The sequence below is a fragment of the Streptococcus sp. 'caviae' genome (assembly GCF_001937065.1).
Lineage (GTDB): Bacteria > Bacillota > Bacilli > Lactobacillales > Streptococcaceae > Streptococcus.
This window is the reverse complement of record NZ_MOWR01000003.1, coordinates 48,138-63,530: the sequence shown is the minus strand read 5'-3', so window position 1 is coordinate 63,530 and position 15,393 is coordinate 48,138. Positions and strand designations below refer to the sequence as shown.

General features: G+C 43.1%; 13 protein-coding genes, 1 pseudogene and 1 other annotated feature. Of the genes and pseudogenes, 3 read left to right on the top strand and 11 right to left on the bottom strand.

Annotated elements, in window-relative coordinates; all coding sequences use genetic code 11:
- Positions 1-2: 2 nt before the first annotated feature.
- Positions 3-908 (bottom strand): LysR family transcriptional regulator, encoded by a 906-nt coding sequence (locus BMI76_RS03975; protein ID WP_075346311.1) that lies wholly within the window; start codon positions 906-908, stop codon positions 3-5.
- 297 nt (positions 909-1,205) lie between these two features.
- On the opposite strand from BMI76_RS03975, the gene BMI76_RS03970 reads away from it, so the two are divergent.
- A complete protein-coding gene (locus tag BMI76_RS03970) occupies positions 1,206-3,002 on the top strand; it encodes a hypothetical protein (protein WP_075346310.1) in 1,797 nt (598 codons plus the stop codon).
- A 235-nt stretch (positions 3,003-3,237) separates the two neighbouring features.
- Here the strand turns inward: BMI76_RS03970 and rpmA are convergent, their stop codons facing one another.
- From rpmA to BMI76_RS03935, 7 genes and pseudogenes are all read right to left on the bottom strand, one after another.
- Positions 3,238-3,531: a 50S ribosomal protein L27 gene (rpmA, locus tag BMI76_RS03965; RefSeq protein WP_027976253.1), complete on the bottom strand. Its 294-nt coding sequence runs from the start codon at positions 3,529-3,531 to the stop codon at positions 3,238-3,240.
- A gap of 21 nt (positions 3,532-3,552) precedes the next feature.
- Complete coding sequence (locus tag BMI76_RS03960) at positions 3,553-3,888, bottom strand: ribosomal-processing cysteine protease Prp (protein ID WP_075346309.1); 336 nt, start codon at positions 3,886-3,888, stop codon at positions 3,553-3,555.
- A gap of 11 nt (positions 3,889-3,899) precedes the next feature.
- Positions 3,900-4,214, bottom strand: coding sequence for a 50S ribosomal protein L21 (gene rplU, locus BMI76_RS03955; RefSeq protein ID WP_075346308.1), 315 nt, complete (start codon positions 4,212-4,214; stop codon positions 3,900-3,902).
- 35 nt (positions 4,215-4,249) lie between these two features.
- Positions 4,250-4,323 (bottom strand) — a sequence feature (ribosomal protein L21 leader region).
- A 101-nt stretch (positions 4,324-4,424) separates the two neighbouring features.
- Positions 4,425-4,958 (bottom strand): GNAT family N-acetyltransferase, encoded by a 534-nt coding sequence (locus tag BMI76_RS03950; RefSeq protein WP_075346307.1) that lies wholly within the window; start codon positions 4,956-4,958, stop codon positions 4,425-4,427.
- A gap of 30 nt (positions 4,959-4,988) precedes the next feature.
- A pseudogene (locus BMI76_RS03945) lies at positions 4,989-6,038 on the bottom strand (CapA family protein); the annotation flags it as partial.
- Positions 6,039-6,398: 360 nt separating this feature from the next.
- On the bottom strand, positions 6,399-7,616 hold the full coding sequence (gene thiI / locus BMI76_RS03940) for a tRNA uracil 4-sulfurtransferase ThiI (RefSeq protein WP_075346471.1): 1,218 nt from the start codon (positions 7,614-7,616) through the stop codon (positions 6,399-6,401).
- A 226-nt stretch (positions 7,617-7,842) separates the two neighbouring features.
- Complete coding sequence (locus BMI76_RS03935) at positions 7,843-8,985, bottom strand: cysteine desulfurase family protein (RefSeq protein WP_075346305.1); 1,143 nt, start codon at positions 8,983-8,985, stop codon at positions 7,843-7,845.
- 128 nt (positions 8,986-9,113) lie between these two features.
- Between BMI76_RS03935 and BMI76_RS03930 the strand changes: the two genes are divergently transcribed.
- Complete coding sequence (locus BMI76_RS03930) at positions 9,114-9,596, top strand: DUF6556 family protein (protein ID WP_075346304.1); 483 nt, start codon at positions 9,114-9,116, stop codon at positions 9,594-9,596.
- Positions 9,597-9,719: 123 nt separating this feature from the next.
- Complete coding sequence (locus tag BMI76_RS03925; RefSeq protein ID WP_075346303.1) at positions 9,720-10,970, top strand: folylpolyglutamate synthase/dihydrofolate synthase family protein; 1,251 nt, start codon at positions 9,720-9,722, stop codon at positions 10,968-10,970.
- A 15-nt stretch (positions 10,971-10,985) separates the two neighbouring features.
- Here the strand turns inward: BMI76_RS03925 and gorA are convergent, their stop codons facing one another.
- From gorA to BMI76_RS03910, 3 genes are all read right to left on the bottom strand, one after another.
- Entirely contained in the window at positions 10,986-12,338 is a 1,353-nt protein-coding gene (gene gorA, locus BMI76_RS03920; RefSeq protein ID WP_075346302.1) for a glutathione-disulfide reductase, read from the bottom strand.
- 273 nt (positions 12,339-12,611) lie between these two features.
- Entirely contained in the window at positions 12,612-14,255 is a 1,644-nt protein-coding gene (locus BMI76_RS03915) for a GBS Bsp-like repeat-containing protein (RefSeq protein ID WP_075346301.1), read from the bottom strand.
- A gap of 187 nt (positions 14,256-14,442) precedes the next feature.
- A complete protein-coding gene (locus BMI76_RS03910) occupies positions 14,443-15,378 on the bottom strand; it encodes a glycosyltransferase family 2 protein (RefSeq protein ID WP_075346300.1) in 936 nt (311 codons plus the stop codon).
- Between the last annotated feature and the right edge of the window lie 15 nt (positions 15,379-15,393).

Genomic DNA, 15,393 nt, shown 5'->3' with positions numbered 1-15,393 from the left:
CCTTAAGGCTGGTAGGTTTCAAAATAAGCAAACATGACGTTGATAAACTTGAGGGCACAAGTCGACAAGGCCGTGCTGCTGCGTCTGACATAAACCATGCGATTGTCCAGCTGGTCATCCAAGGGAATGACCGTAATGCCATTGACACTGCGGCTGTCTAAAAATCCTGATCCGGTCGCGTAGGCATCCGTACGTTCCAAAATACCATTGAGAGTTGCCCGGTCGGTGACATTGTAAATCAAGGAACTGCCGGTGGTATCAACGAGATTTTCCGAATAATAAAGGTATTCATCTTTTTCCTGAGTGAAACGAACCGTCTCAAGACCTTCTAAATCGGCCATGGTTAAAAGTTCTTTTTGAGCCAGAGGATGGTCCTGACGCAGGTAAATATGCGTCTTAAACGGAATCATTTCGACAAATTCCAAGCCCAGCTTATCCATCTTTTGCAAGATACCTTTGCGGTTTTGCTGGTTCATATAAATAATGCCGATTTCACTGTGTCCTTCAGCCACTTCATCTAAAATCTGGGCTGTTGTTGTCTCAAAAATCCGAAAATCCTTATATTCCGGATATTTTTTAGAAAAGGCGATCAGAAGAGGCGGCAGAAAATCGTAGTGCTGACTGGCTACCGAAAATTGATTCTTATCACTGTCTGGCTTGGCATAGCGCTTCTCGAAAGAATCAAAGCTCTTGACGACATCCAGTGCCTTTTCATAAAAAGTCAGCCCCTGGCTTGTTAAAACTGCTCCTGTTGTTGTTCGTGTAAAAATTTTAAAATCCAGCTCCTGCTCCAAATCTTTGACAGCTACAGACAGGCTGGGCTGACTGACAAAAAGTTTGGCAGCCGCCTCGCGAAAGGTTCCGCTGTTAGCAATAGCTACCACATATCGTAATTGTTGAATGTTCATGATACTTCTTTCTTTTTTAACTGCTGTTTCTATTATACAATAAAAGTCAGACTTTACGCGTGATTTTCTCTTATTATCTTTGCAAGGCAGGCACCTGACCTGTAGAAAAGGAGATCTTTTTAATCATTTTACTGCCACAAAAGACAGCTCCAGATATCGTTTTTTTGACAAACCAGCGTCATCATCTCAGCAGCATTACAGATCGCTATCATTTACAGTCACTAAGGAATAAAGCCCAGACAGCGTGCTATAATAAAGGTGCCGACCGGTACTTTGCTTTAGAAGAAAGAGGTTTTTATGATAAGACAAGGACATTTTAAATTTGCTAAGGAAAAGATTAAAAAACACAGAGTGTTCCTCATGAGCACAGCCGCTCTGCTGCTAGGCTCTTTAGGCACTTCGGTTTTGGCTGAGGATCAGGCACCTGCACCAAGCAGCTCTGTCCTTGCCCAAACGACCGAAACTGTTTCTGAGCCTGTTTCAGACCACTATTCAAGTTCTGATGTCACCAAAGATTCCGATCAGCCGCAAGAAGCCAACAGTGTTTCTGACGACACAGCACAGACTCAGCCAGCGACGGCCGCTTCCCAAAAAGATAGCCAAGAACAAACAGCAGCCACAACAGCGGAAGCAACGGCTGCCGGCAGCGAAGGGCAAACAACTGCTGCTGCAAGGAAAGAAAAAGCCGCTCAAAAACAGACCTCTGCTTCTTCTCAGGCACAGACAGCCAAAAACAAAAGGCAGACCTCTGCTGAAACAAGGGGCTTTATCACTAAAGATAACGGAAAAACTTACTACATTGACCAAGAAGGCCAGACTCTCACCGGCTTTCAAACGATTGACGGTCAGACCTACTATTTTTCAACAGACGGAAGCCTGCAGAAGGACCGGCTGATTACTGTAAATGATGAGATTTACTATATGGACTCACAAGGACATCCAACTGTCAGTCAATTTGTCAAAAAAGCTGGCAGCTTCTACTATTTGGACGAAGACGGAAAGGCTCTCACCGGCTGGCAGACCATTGATGGCAAACAGCTCTACTTCGCCGAAAAAGGTAAGGCCAGAACGGCCGCTCAGTATAAGGGAAACCTATACACGATTGATGGTGACAAGTATTATTTTGATCCGAACAGCGGGGAAATGTGGACCAACCGTTTCGTCAATTATATCGGTGACTGGTATTATCTTGACAGTCAGGGAAAGGCTCTGACCGGCTATCAAACCATCAATAATCAAAGCTACTATTTTGACAAGCAAGGCAGACAGCTAAAGGGTATCGGCTACGACGATAATGGTCAGCTCATTTTGACCGATCGCCAAAGCGGGCTTCTTCTCAATCAAAAAATCGAAAACGGCCAATTCTACCAGAATGAAAACAACTGGTATTACCTCGATGAGAACAATCAACTTGCCAAGGGCTGGCAAACTATCAACGGACAAAGACTGTATTTTAACAGTGATGGCAGCCAAGTTAAAGGAACGATGCTGGTAGTTAATGGCAAGAAATATTATCTTGATCCAAACAGCGGGGAGATGTGGACGAATCGTTTTGTCAGTCAGAAGCAATACAGCGACCGCTACAGCAGCTACTACGATGTCTGGTATTATTTAGATGACGATGGCGCTGCCCTTTCAGGCTGGCAGACGATTGATGGCAAGCGGCTTTATTTCTATGCTGACGGCAGTCAGGCTAAAGGCCGGCTGATTCAAGATCAGGGGAAATTTTATTATTTTGATCCGGACAGCGGAGAGATGTGGACCAACCGCTTTGTTTACATTACCCCATCTAACAATTACTATTATCAGCCTGTTTTCAGCGGCTGGCTCTACTTGGGAGCAGATGGCGCCGCCCTTTTAGGCTGGCAGACGATTGACGGTAAGCAGCTCTACTTTCAGCCCTCCTATGACAGTAAGCTGGGCTATTCTCATCAAGAAGGCGGACAAATCAAAGGAGAGCTTTTTGAAATTGATGGCAGTCTCTACTATTTTGATCCGGATACCGGCGAAAAATGGACTGACCGTACGCTGTCATATAATGGCAAAACCTATCACATTGATTCCCAAGGCAAGGCAAGTCTCCAGCAGCCTTAACCGCTTATAATCAATGCTTTTCATTCAGGAAGCTCACATATTAACAGCCAAAAAGATAAAGCTGCTACAAGCGCATTAAAATTAATGTTAAAAGCAAAAAGTGAAGCACAGATTAGCGTTTTAAGAAATCCAATCCTGCTTCACTTTCTTTTTGGCTTTTAAAATAAAAATCTCATGTCTTTTGAAGACAGAACACAGCGTAAAAAAACCTGCATAAAAGCAGGTTTTGTCTTGTTTATTTTGCAATTGGGTAAACAGAAACTTGTTTCTTATCGCGGCCTTTACGTTCGAAACGTACCACACCTTCAACCTTAGCAAAGAGCGTATCATCTCCGCCGCGGCCTACGTTAGCTCCTGGATGGATATGTGTTCCGCGTTGACGGTAAAGGATTGAGCCGCCTGAAACAGTTTGGCCGTCAGCAGCTTTAGCACCGAGGCGCTTGCTTTCTGAATCACGTCCGTTAGATGTAGAACCGCCACCTTTTTTGTGGGCGAAAAGCTGCAAGTTAGCAAGATTCATTTTTAACATAATGTTGTCTCCTCTTTTCAGTTAATTTTCGATGACCCTGACGGATACAAATTCTGATGAATGTTCCGCCAAATTAGTCATACCTAAGAGAAAGCTTTCAAACAAAAGCTGAACTTTCTCATCTCTTTTGTGGCTTACATGCGACAAATCAATTCTCATGTAACCACCATCAATTTCATTTAAATCTAAAGCGGCCTTACAGTCTGCCAGAGCTTCGAGTGAATTGACAAAATTCATTGCTAGGGCTGAGACAGCTGCACAGACAATATCAAAACCATATTCGCCGCTGCCGGCATGTCCGGTCAGCTGGCTGCTTTCCAGCAGGCTGTCATGACGAATAAACGTTGCTTGAATCATAAAAAGAAAGATTAAGCGTTGATAGCGTTGATAACAACTTTTGTATAAGGCTGACGGTGTCCTTGTTTACGATGGCTGCCTTTCTTAGGTTTGTATTTGAAAGTAACAACTTTCTTTTGTTTGCCTTGTTTTTCAGCAGTGCCGACAACTGAAGCTCCTTCAACAAGCGGAGTACCGACAACCGTTTTGTCGCCGCCGACAAGAACAACTTCGTTAAATGTTACTTCTGATCCGGCTTCAACATCAAGTTTTTCAACGTAGATTGTTTGTCCTATTTCAACTTTAACTTGTTTTCCGCCAGTTTTAATAATTGCGTATGTGCTCATTATGCACCTCCTATAAGATTTTGCTGCGAGGTTTCCCTCATGTGAAGACTCGCCTTGCACCGTGAGTGCGAAACTGCTTAAAACGGTGTTCGTGCGGTTGCACAGGATGTGCATTTAGTCAACTTTTACATTATAGCACAGTCAGCTGGCTATTTCAAGGATTAGAGACAATTTATTTAGAGAATTATTCTAGAATCCTGATGCTGATAACTACCTAACTTCGATAGGCACAAATCCCAGAGTAGCTCTTCTGGCTAATTTTTGGAAATGCTCCAAATCAGCATTCTGATCCGTAGTCAGTATCTGATAGCATTCCTGCCCTTCATAATAGTAATGTGATGTTGCCTGATAGCCATTGCGCTCATAAAAGGACAGGCGCCGCCTCCTTTGCTCACTATTTGGGGCTTCTTTATCAGGCGGTTCTATTGTCAATATAAGCGGTCTTAGGCCAGCGTATTCTCGAATCTGCGCCAGTATCATACTGCCGTATCCCTTAGAGCGAACCGGCTCATTAACCGCCAAAAAGAGGATAAACACCTGCTTTTTAGATTCAAGAATATAAGCAAAACCGACAAACTCTTCCTGCTCATAATAAGCATAGCACTTTGCCAGAGACCGCACACTGTTTACCAGCAGCAAGAAATAAGGCAGACGCTCATTAGGCGGAAAGGCTGATAGATAGAGCTTTTTGACATCATTATAAGCTTTGCTGAAGGGGCTTACTTTTTGCCGGGTTAAGGTCATCGTTTTCCTTTCTTGTCAACAATGCTTTGGCTACCATTGCAAATGAACCAGGTCTTTCATTTCTTTATAGGCTGTATCAGCTTTTTCTTTCATGGCAGCATCCAGCTTTTTGCGGTACTTGCCGCCTTTGATGAAGTCTTCCAAAATCAGGACTCGGTAATCCTTATATTCATAGCCTTCTGCACCTACTTGGCCCTTACCCCAAGACCAGACCATGGTCGGGTGAGCTTTGACTGTTTTGATGGTCGTCTTGCCTGCTTTTTTCTCAAAGGTAACATCCATAAGCAGTCCGCGTTCTGTCCAATAATTTTGCAGATTTTCATAAGACTGATTAGAGATGAAATTTCCCATAGAATAAATGATAAACTTCTTTTCTCCGTCTTTTTTCAGTGTTTCAGACGGCTCTGCTACATGCGGATGGCCTCCGAAAATGACATCTGCTCCCCACTTGACCATCTTATGATAGAGTGTCTTTTGCTCATCCGTCGGCTCCAGAGCGTACTCCGTTCCCATCTGCGGCATCACTATGGTGACATCCGCTTTCTTTTCGGCTTCTTTAAGCTCGGCCTTGATTTTCTTTTGATTGAGATTGGAAAGATGTGCTGCCCGCTCTTTTTTAGTCAGGTTGGCTTCCATCCCGTTATAGCCATAGGCATAGCCTAAAATAGCTATTTTGATGCCTTTGACATTTTTAATCAGTATCCCTTCTTTAGCACGGTTTTTCTTGTAAATGCCAATGGTATCCAATCCTAAATCATTAAAGGTTTTCACTGTGTTCAAAGCGCCTGACAGCTGGGAATCAAGGATATGGTTATGGGCTAAATCAACGACGTCATAACCTGTGTCCTTCATAGATTGGGCGGCTTCTGCCGGTGCATTAAACAAGGGATAGCCTCCCAAAGGAAAGTCCGGACTGATGGTCCCTTCAAAATCGCCAATGGCCAGATCGGCTTTAGAAATCCATTCTTTAGCGTATTCAAAGTAGGGATTGAAATCGTAAGAACCATCACTCTTTCTGGCACTCGTATAAAGGATGTCATGGTAAAGAATATCCCCGTTTGCCACGACACGAGCCGTTTTAATTCCGTCACCTGTGTTTTTCACCGCTTCATTGCTGTCTTTATCCATGAAATGATATATCAGCAGCAAAATCAGCAAAAAGCCAAAGCCAACTGCCAAAACAAGTGTTTCTTCTTTTTTACGATCCTTGGCAAACCTTTTCTTTTTCATTATAATCACCTTCCTAGCAAGAGAAAGCGGTTTCTTAATAAGTTTTTAGTTTATTATATCATATTATTTTTGCTTCTGGATATTGTTTCCAACGATTGCCGCTGCTATTTAAAAAGCTGAGAGTCCTAACTGGTCCCTTTAAGCTGGCTTATTTTTTCCAGCTTTTTAAGGGGCAGTTCTGATCTCTCAGCTTTATTATTTTTAACAGCACTACAATAAATCAGCAATCAGATCGTCCACTTCATCTGTCTCATGCGTCTGCGGGGTTATTTCCGTGACCTTGATACCGGCTACAGCACGCGCAACCAGGCCCTCAACATCTAATCTGCTTTCATACTGCTCTACATTTTTAATCTTGGGATTGGTTTTGGGCCGATCGGGCGCAAAAATCGTACAGCAGTCTTCAAACGGCTGAATGGAGATATTAAAGGTATCGATTTTTTCTGCAATATCAATTATTTCCAGTTTATCCATGGTCACAACCGGCCGAATAACAGGCGTAGCGGTCACCGCATTGATAGCCTGCATAGATTCCAAGGTTTGGCTGGCAACCTGACCCAGACTTTCACCATTAATAATGACTAGACCGCCGCGTTCTTCTCGAATGCGATCCGTAATACGCATCATAAAGCGGCGGGTCAGAGTCATCAAATAGGCCTCAGGTGCTTTGGCTTTAATTTCTTCCTGAATTTCTGTAAAGGGCACTTCGATAAATTGGATATTGCCGCCGAATTTAGTCAGTTTACGGGTCAAATCCTGAGCCTTTTTCAGAGCACCCGGACTGGTGTAAGGCGGACTGGCAAAATGTACTGCTTCAATATCAACCCCGCGCTTCAACGCAAGATAGCCAGCGACCGGTGAATCAATACCTCCTGACAGCATGAGCATGCCCTTGCCAGCAGTACCTACCGGCAAACCGCCAGCTCCTTTAATGTTTTCATAGGATAGATAAGCCGCTTCCTCACGAATCTCAACCTTGAGAGTAACATCGGGATTTTTCATCTGAGCCTGTATCTGCGGTAAAGCTTCAAATACGGCGCTGCCCAATACTTGATTAAGCTCACGGCTGTCCAGCTTAAAACCGTGGTCACTTCTCTTGCTTGAAATCTTAAAGGTTAATCCCTCACGGTACAGACCCGTCATGATTTCCTGCACCGCCTTTTCCAAAACAGTGACGTCTTTTTCAACTTTATAAACGGGTGAGAAGGCCTGAATACCAATAATCTGCTTGAGCGATTCGGCCACCGGATGATAATCCATTTCATTTAAGTAAACATGGGCACGGTCTCGATCTGCTGCCACCTTGACATCGGGATAAACAGATAAGACATGTTTCATATTTCGTTTTAATTGATTAATGAAGCGCATCCGGTTTTTGCCCTTGGTGGACAGCTCTCCGTAGCGTACCATAATTTCTGAATACTGCATCATATAAAAATATAAGTCCCCTCAACTAAGAAAACCACTGCGGCAAAAGTCAGATTCTGCTGCACCGCTGTTTAAATTTTCGAGTTTTTGGGGCTGTTTTTCAGTCCTTTCTAAAAATATATAGGAAAGCCAAGAAAGCAACGGTCAGTAAGACTTTCAGAATTCTTCACTGCTTATCTGAGACGCTATGCATTTCCCTTAGCTTTGCCAAGTGTACAACAAGAGTCTACCTGACTTTTCTTGTTTGTTGGTAAATATGCTTAAAGGCTGTTAAAAATTGTTCAGCCTGACTCCTGTCATTATCATCATCAAGACTGATTCGAACGGCAGTCTGAGCCAATTTTGCCGGGATTCCCATGGCAATCAGCGTACCGGCAGGCTTGCCCGCTTTAGATGAGCAGGCACTGGTTGTTGAAACATAAATATCATGTTCTTCCAAAGCATGCACCAGCACTTCACCGCGGACGCCTTTAATGCCAAAAGTTAAAATATTGGGCGCAAAATCATCCATCCCTGAAAAAAGAGTGACATCATCATAATCAGACAGGCTGTCTGCCAGCGTTTCCTTGATGGACTGAAGTTTTTGCTGTGCTACCGCTTCCTTGTCAAGTACCATCCTTAAGGCCTTGGCAGTCGCTGCAATGCCAGCCACATTTTCAGTTGTACTTCTAAGTCCTGCTTCCTGACCGCCGCCATTTAAAAGGGGTGAAATGCGCTTGCCTGCTTTTTTATAAATAAAGCCAACGCCGCGCACCGAGTGAAATTTATGACCGGAAAAAGTCGCAAAATCAACACGGTCAGTCAGATAAGTTTCCCTTGCAATCTTGCCGACAGCCTGCACAGCGTCAACATGAAAGGAAATTGTCGGCTTATCAGACAGGAGCTCAGAAATAGCCTCAATCGGCTGAACAGAACCAATCTCATTGTTAACAGCCATAACAGAGACCAGTGTCGTCTCAGGTCTGATTAAGTCAGCTAGGACTTTTACATCAACAAAACCTTTAGCATCAACAGGAGCAAAATCAACTTCAAAGCCCTGTTCCTGCAGCCATTTGGCAGATTCCTTAACAGCTGGGTGTTCAATAGCGGAAACGATAATATGCTTGCCATAGTGCTTCTTCTCAAAAGCCACACCTTTAATGACCCAATTATCCCCCTCTGTCCCGCCGGAAGTGAAAAAAATCTCCTCTTCAGACTTGCCTAAAAGAGCTGCAATCTGCTGTCTGGAAGCTTGTAAAATCCTCGTTGCCTGGCTGCCCAGCCGGTGTAAACTCGAGGGGTTGCCAAAAACCTTAACTGCTGCTTCCTCATAGGTTTTGACGGCCTCTGGATAGGGAAGCGTTGTAGCTGAATTATCAAAATAAATCATCTTATCACCTTTTTTAATACAATAGCTACATTATATCATATTTCCCCATACATCTTTAGAAAATAAGAGCTGCTTTTTTATGGCTTTTTTAGGGAAAAAGCGTATAATATTATAAAAAAGGAGGAAACATGGCAAATAATTATTCTCGTCGTCAACAACCTAATAAAAAACCTAAAGGACAAAATCGCAGACGTCCGACTGAGCATATCAAGACAGGCTTTTCAGCCCTGCAAAAGACCGTTGCTATTACTGCCGGGATCTTAGGGATTATTACAGCTTTGATTACTATCAATAATTACCGCAATGCCAACAGCGATAAAAACGATACGACTTCGAAAACCACTATCATCAAAGAAAAAGAAGTAGATAATTCGGATACAGGCAGCAACAGCAATGCTGATAATGCTCAGGCCGGAGATGCTGCTGACAGTAATGCTGCCGGCAACAGCAACAATGCTGCTGATCAAAATCAAGCGGCAACAACAGTCGCAAACGACAGCGACAGCAACGCTGCTGCCAATCAAAACCAGGCAGACAGCCAGGCGTCAGCAGCCAATAATCAGCAAGAACAGCAAAATAACACAGACAGTGCTGCTAATGCTGGTCAATAATTCTCAAAAGGTTGGAACAGCATTTCCCAGCCTTTTCTTTTGTCCAAAATCTTTCAAACTTATGCCTTATAAATCTAGGTTAATGCTATAATAAAATAGATTAAAACTGTCAAAGGATGCCTTATGAACTATCAGCAAACACTGGAATGGATTCACTCTTTCAAAGCCAATGGACGCAGGCCTGATTTAAGACGGATGGCCTTTCTTCTTGAAAACAGCGGCAATCCTCAGCAAAACTTAGCTGCTGTTCACGTCGTCGGCACTAACGGCAAAGGATCTGTGACCAGTTTTCTCCAGCATATTTTTAGCAAAGCCGCTTATAAGACCGGAACCTTCACTTCTCCTTTCATTACGCGCTTCAACGAACGCTTAGCCATCAATGGAGAAGGGATTTCCGATGAAGAACTCATAAGATTGACTGCCAGAGTAAGGCCTACTATTGAAAAACTGCAGCGCACTGCTCTTGGTAGGCCAACCGAGTTTGAAGTCCTAACGTTTATGATGTTTGTCTATTTTGGACAGGTTAATCCGGTTGATATAGCCATTATTGAAGCCGGTATTGGAGGCCTGCGTGACTCCACCAATGTTTTCAAGGCTTTGGCACTTGTCTGTCCATCTATCAGCAAAGATCATACAGAAACGCTGGGAAAGAGCCTGACAGAAATCGCAAGGCAAAAACTGGGTGCTCTGGATGAAGGCGTTCCTCTCATATTTGGTCCTATGACAGATGACGTCAGGCCTATTTTCTATCAAACTGCTCAGCAGCTGCAAAGCACGCCTTATGAGTTTGGAGAAGATTTTTCCATTTTAGAAAAAGGCAGGACATTTGATTTCACCAGTCCAAGGGCGAACATTAGCGATATCCACTTAAAAATGCTGGGCCGCCATCAAAAGATCAATGCCAGTCTGGCTGCCATGACCGGTCTCATTCTCTCTTCAAAGTTCCCCAGAATCACTCCCTCTGTCATAAAAAGCGGACTTCAGTCAGCAGTGTGGCCGGGACGAAGCGAGCTAATTGCAGACAACCTGCTGCTTGACGGGGCTCACAACGAAGACAGCATCAAAAAACTTATCCAGCTGCTCACAGACGAATTTCCTGATAAAACGATTCATATTCTCTTTGCCGGTCTAAAACGAAAACCTTTAGAAACTATGCTGGATTTGCTTGCACCTTTTGATCTTACCCTGACTACCTTTTCTTTTTATGAAGCAGAACAGCTGGAAAATTATCCTCAGTGCTACCCCACAACAAAAGACTACCGTACTTGGCTGAAAAGAGCCGAGCAGTCCGAAGACCTCTTTGTCGTGACGGGCTCCCTCTACTTCATCTCTGAAATCAGAAATTACCTGCTTAAAAAAACAAGGCTCAGCTGAACCTTGTTTTTAGTTTTATCGCATAGTGACAAATTCTTCGGCCCCCGTCGGATGAATGGCCACAGTATTGTCAAAATCAGCCTTGGTAGCTCCCATCTTAATCGCGACAGCGAAACCTTGAATCATCTCATCCACACCGTAACCGATGCCGTGCAGACCTACAACTTTTTCATCCGGTCCGACAGTCACTAACTTCATCTTACAGGCTTGACGATGGCTGGTAACTGCTGTGTACATGGAGGTAAAAGCTGAACGATACACTTTTACGTCCTGCTCACCGTATTTAGCCAGAGCAGCTTCTTCTGACAAACCGACCGAACCAATAACAGGGTGGCTGAAAATAACAGTTGGCACATTGCTGTAGTCTAACTTTTCTTCAGGCTTGTTGTTAAACAGACGCTCTGACAGACGGCGGCCTGCTGCCACTGCAACGGGGGTCAATTCTAATTTACCGTTGACATCGCCCAGTGCATAGAGCCCTTCAACATTGGTATTTTCGAATTCATCTGTCGCGATAAAACCGTCTTCATTTAAGGCAACCCCAGTCACTTCTAAATTAAAGCCCTTTGTGTTAGCCGCACGGCCAATTGCCCAAATCAGAGCATCAACCGTATATTCTTCCCCGTTTTCCAAGACCAAGGTCAAACTATCATCAGCATTCTTAATGACTTCCTTCGGTACAGAAAAAGTATGCAGTTCAGGGCCGTCTTCTTTCATACTGTCAACCAGTGTCTCAACAATTTCCTCATCAAACTTTCGAAGAGGACGGTCATAGCGAACAAAAAGATGGGTCTGACTGCCCAAAGCATGCAAAACACCGGCTAGTTCAACTGCAATATAGCCAGCACCAATCACAGCGGTACGCTTGGGAACAGCATCTAATTCAAAAAAGCCGTCCGAAGTCATGCCGTATTGGCTGCCCGGAATGTCAGGAATCAAAGCGTGTCCGCCTGTCGCAATTAAAATATGCGGTGCTGTATAAAGCTCACCGCCTGCTTCTACCGTGTGACTGTCCACAAAAGTAGCATAGTCATACACACGGTCAACACCGTTACTGTCAAAACCACGCTCATAAGAGCCGTGAATACGGTCAATATAAGCCTGACGATTTTTCTTTAACACTTCAAAATCAAAAGTCTTTTCTCCTATATCAAAGCCGTAGTCAGCCGCATAGGTATTTATCGTTTCTGCAACCTGTGCACCGTACCACATGACCTTTTTAGGCACACAGCCAACATTAACACAGGTTCCGCCAATTTCTTTGGCCTCAAAAAGAACCACCTTAGCACCGTGTATAGCAGCACGGTTGGCAGATGCGATCCCGCCGGAACCGCCGCCGATAACAATATAATCATATTGTTTTGTCATACAAACAACTCCTCGATTTCATAATAGATTTACTGTATCACAAAAAAAATCAGCTGACAATATTTTGCTACAGAAAAACGAATACCTTACTTTTGAGCTGCGATGTTCCTGCTCATGAAAGGAGACTGCATTCAGATAAAGCGGTCCGGCCTTCTCAAAATGCCTGTTTTTTGCTCTCAAATGACTAAGGACATTTTAGATTTAGAACTTCCACTGTTTTGCTAATTCAAATAACCATCCTTTCTGCGGGATTTGTCTTTGAGACTATTGTCCTTAGTCCGGATAGATGTAGGTGAGACGTCCCCAGTAAGAAGCGGTCGGATCAAACCAGCCACGAAAATTAGCAATATACTGCTGATTCTGATAGTTGGCTTCCTTGACCTGAATCCGATGATCATTTTCTACATGCGTGACATAGGCGACATGACCATAACCGCCGTCATCCCAGCAGGCAATAGCACCTACCCGTGCCTCATTGCCTGTCCGGAAGCCCTTGGCACGCGCAGAAGCAGCCCATTGACCGCCATTGCCCAGCCAGTTTGGAGCCCAGGGTGCCAACTCTTTTACGCCCCAGGTACACTGACCGACCGGATAAGTGTTGGTCTCGCTGATATAGGCCATAATCCTCGGTGCAGCAGTCTCAAGAGGTGAGGATTTCACTTCATTGAGCTGTAGATTTGGCAATATCTGCCCTGTTGACGTCCCATCTGTATAATGAATATAAGCATGGACGTTATAGCTGCCGCTCTTATTGCCATGCTTTTGCACATCAGCACTAATGGAAGCCTGACCGTCTGACAGCTGATCCGATTCATACCAGTAGAGATTTGCCTGATTCGCATCCGACCAGACAGCAAGGCTGATTGATTTGATTATCTTAGAATCGTCCGTTTCATCTGCACTGACCTCAAAGGTTCCCTCTTTCAGATTATAATTATAGACCGTTATCTGAGGAGCCTCATAAGCCGCTATCTTTTCGACATTAAAAGCAGACGATGCTAAACCTTCCACATTCCATTCCCCTAAAGGACCGCTCCCATACAGGTGACACTGATAGGCTCCAAGATTAAAAGCATGCTTTTTCAAAGTGATTTTCGCCTTAAAAGTACCATCTGCTTCTTTCCTTGCCTGATACCATTGAATATCATCCTGACCGTTTTGCTCACTCCAGACAGGAACAGAAATAGAGGTCATATAAGGAGGAACATTGCTGATGACAGCTTCATAACTTGTATCCTTTATTTTATTAATCTGACAGCTGACATGAGGCCTAGGCAGCTGTAAGGTCTGAGCAGCGACAGGCCGCATTTTCCCATCTTGCTTTAAGTAGGTATGGATATGGTAGGTGCCGTAACCTTTGTGACTGTCATAATCAGCCAAAGCCTCTCCCGCAGCATCAGCCTCATACCACTTAAGATCGTCCTGACCATTTTCATCGGACCAAACCGCTGAAACCAGTTTCCCCTGCCCGCTTGGTTTTAATTTGGAAAATATCTCGATACCATTTTGAGCCAGTCCCAGCTGAGGCTCTGCCAATGCAATCTCTTGCTTTCCCAAATCGATACCCCGCCTGCTGCCATCCCTATAGGTCATATACGCATGGATCGAATACTTTCCAGCCTTGCTGCTATGATTGACAGGATCAAAATGAACTGTTAAAGAATCATTCCCAGTATTATAAGCCGAATACCACTGCATATCATCCTGCCCTCCTTCTTCCGACCAGACAGCAACATCTAAAGACTGGGCAATTTTGCCCTTTGGCGCTTGATTAACCTCAATATCAAAGGTCCCAAACTGTTTATTATAATGGCTGATCCTGACCTGACCCCCTTTTTCATCTGCTGCAGCAGGGCTGACCACAGCTGCCATACCTAGGATACCAGCCGCCCAAAGCAGCGATTTAATCGTTTTCAATAAAAAATTTCTCCTTCTATTTCTTTCTACATCTTTATTATTCGAAATATAAAAGAAGAAATTTAAAGAATTATTTTTTATAAACTTATCATAGAAATAAACATTCTCATCATTTTAAGCATCAAAAAAAGAGAACCAAGTTGGTTCTCTCCAGATGTTAAGACAAGTCATCCACTACAGTTAACAATCATTTTTCAAGTTCTCTATAATAATCATAAATTTTTAGCTCATATTGCATTCGGTTTTGTCTTACTACTGTATCTAAAATAAAACCAGAAACAAAAGATAAGGCAGCTAGAATCATAAAGCCTGTTGCTAAAACAGCAGAAGGAAATTTATTAATAATTCCAGTTCTAGCAAATTCTGCAATAACCGGAATACCAAAAAACAATCCTAGGATAAAAAGAATTATAGATATTATTGAAAAGAAAATCAAAGGTTTATAATCCTTGAAAAGATTAAAAATCATCTTTAAAACCTTAAAACCATCTGAGAAAGTATTAAGCTTTGATTCACTTCCTTCAGGCCTATCTTTGTAAGTAATCGGTATTTCTACTAATTTAAAACGCTTATCCAAAGAATGAATTGATAATTCAGTTTCAATTTCAAATCCTGGAGATAGTACAGGAAAGTTTTTAACAAATAAGCGATTAAAGCCACGATAACCTGTCATAATATCCCTATAATTTCCTCCGTATAGTTTATTAATTAAGAATTTAACAAAATTATTTCCAAAATCATGGAATCCTCGCTTATTTTCTTGAGAATAAGTACCATTTGACAAACGATCGCCAATAGTCATGTCTGCTGAACCATTCCTCAAGGGCTCCAAAAGCTTATCTACCTCTGCTGCAGGATATGTATCATCAGCATCAACCATAATATAATAGTCAGCATCAATCTCACGAAACATTGTTCGTACAACATTTCCCTTCCCCTGACGTGGTTCAAAACGGACGATGGCTCCTGCTTCACGCGCTAGAGCATTAGTATTATCCTTAGAATTATTATCATAAACATAAATATCTGCTTCTGGTAAAGCTCTTTTGAAATCACTTATGACTTTCTGAATAGTTACTTCTTCGTTATAAGCTGGTAATAAGACTGCAATTTTTTCTGTCATGATATCTCTTTCTTT

Coding starts and splice junctions, on each gene's coding strand:
- BMI76_RS03975 (WP_075346311.1), bottom strand. CDS start 908: ATGAACATTCAACAATTACGATATGTGGTAGCTATTGCTAACAGCGGA.
- BMI76_RS03970 (WP_075346310.1), top strand. CDS start 1,206: ATGATAAGACAAGGACATTTTAAATTTGCTAAGGAAAAGATTAAAAAA.
- rpmA (WP_027976253.1), bottom strand. CDS start 3,531: ATGTTAAAAATGAATCTTGCTAACTTGCAGCTTTTCGCCCACAAAAAA.
- BMI76_RS03960 (WP_075346309.1), bottom strand. CDS start 3,888: ATGATTCAAGCAACGTTTATTCGTCATGACAGCCTGCTGGAAAGCAGC.
- rplU (WP_075346308.1), bottom strand. CDS start 4,214: ATGAGCACATACGCAATTATTAAAACTGGCGGAAAACAAGTTAAAGTT.
- BMI76_RS03950 (WP_075346307.1), bottom strand. CDS start 4,958: ATGACCTTAACCCGGCAAAAAGTAAGCCCCTTCAGCAAAGCTTATAAT.
- thiI (WP_075346471.1), bottom strand. CDS start 7,616: ATGCAGTATTCAGAAATTATGGTACGCTACGGAGAGCTGTCCACCAAG.
- BMI76_RS03935 (WP_075346305.1), bottom strand. CDS start 8,985: ATGATTTATTTTGATAATTCAGCTACAACGCTTCCCTATCCAGAGGCC.
- BMI76_RS03930 (WP_075346304.1), top strand. CDS start 9,114: ATGGCAAATAATTATTCTCGTCGTCAACAACCTAATAAAAAACCTAAA.
- BMI76_RS03925 (WP_075346303.1), top strand. CDS start 9,720: ATGAACTATCAGCAAACACTGGAATGGATTCACTCTTTCAAAGCCAAT.
- gorA (WP_075346302.1), bottom strand. CDS start 12,338: ATGACAAAACAATATGATTATATTGTTATCGGCGGCGGTTCCGGCGGG.
- BMI76_RS03910 (WP_075346300.1), bottom strand. CDS start 15,378: ATGACAGAAAAAATTGCAGTCTTATTACCAGCTTATAACGAAGAAGTA.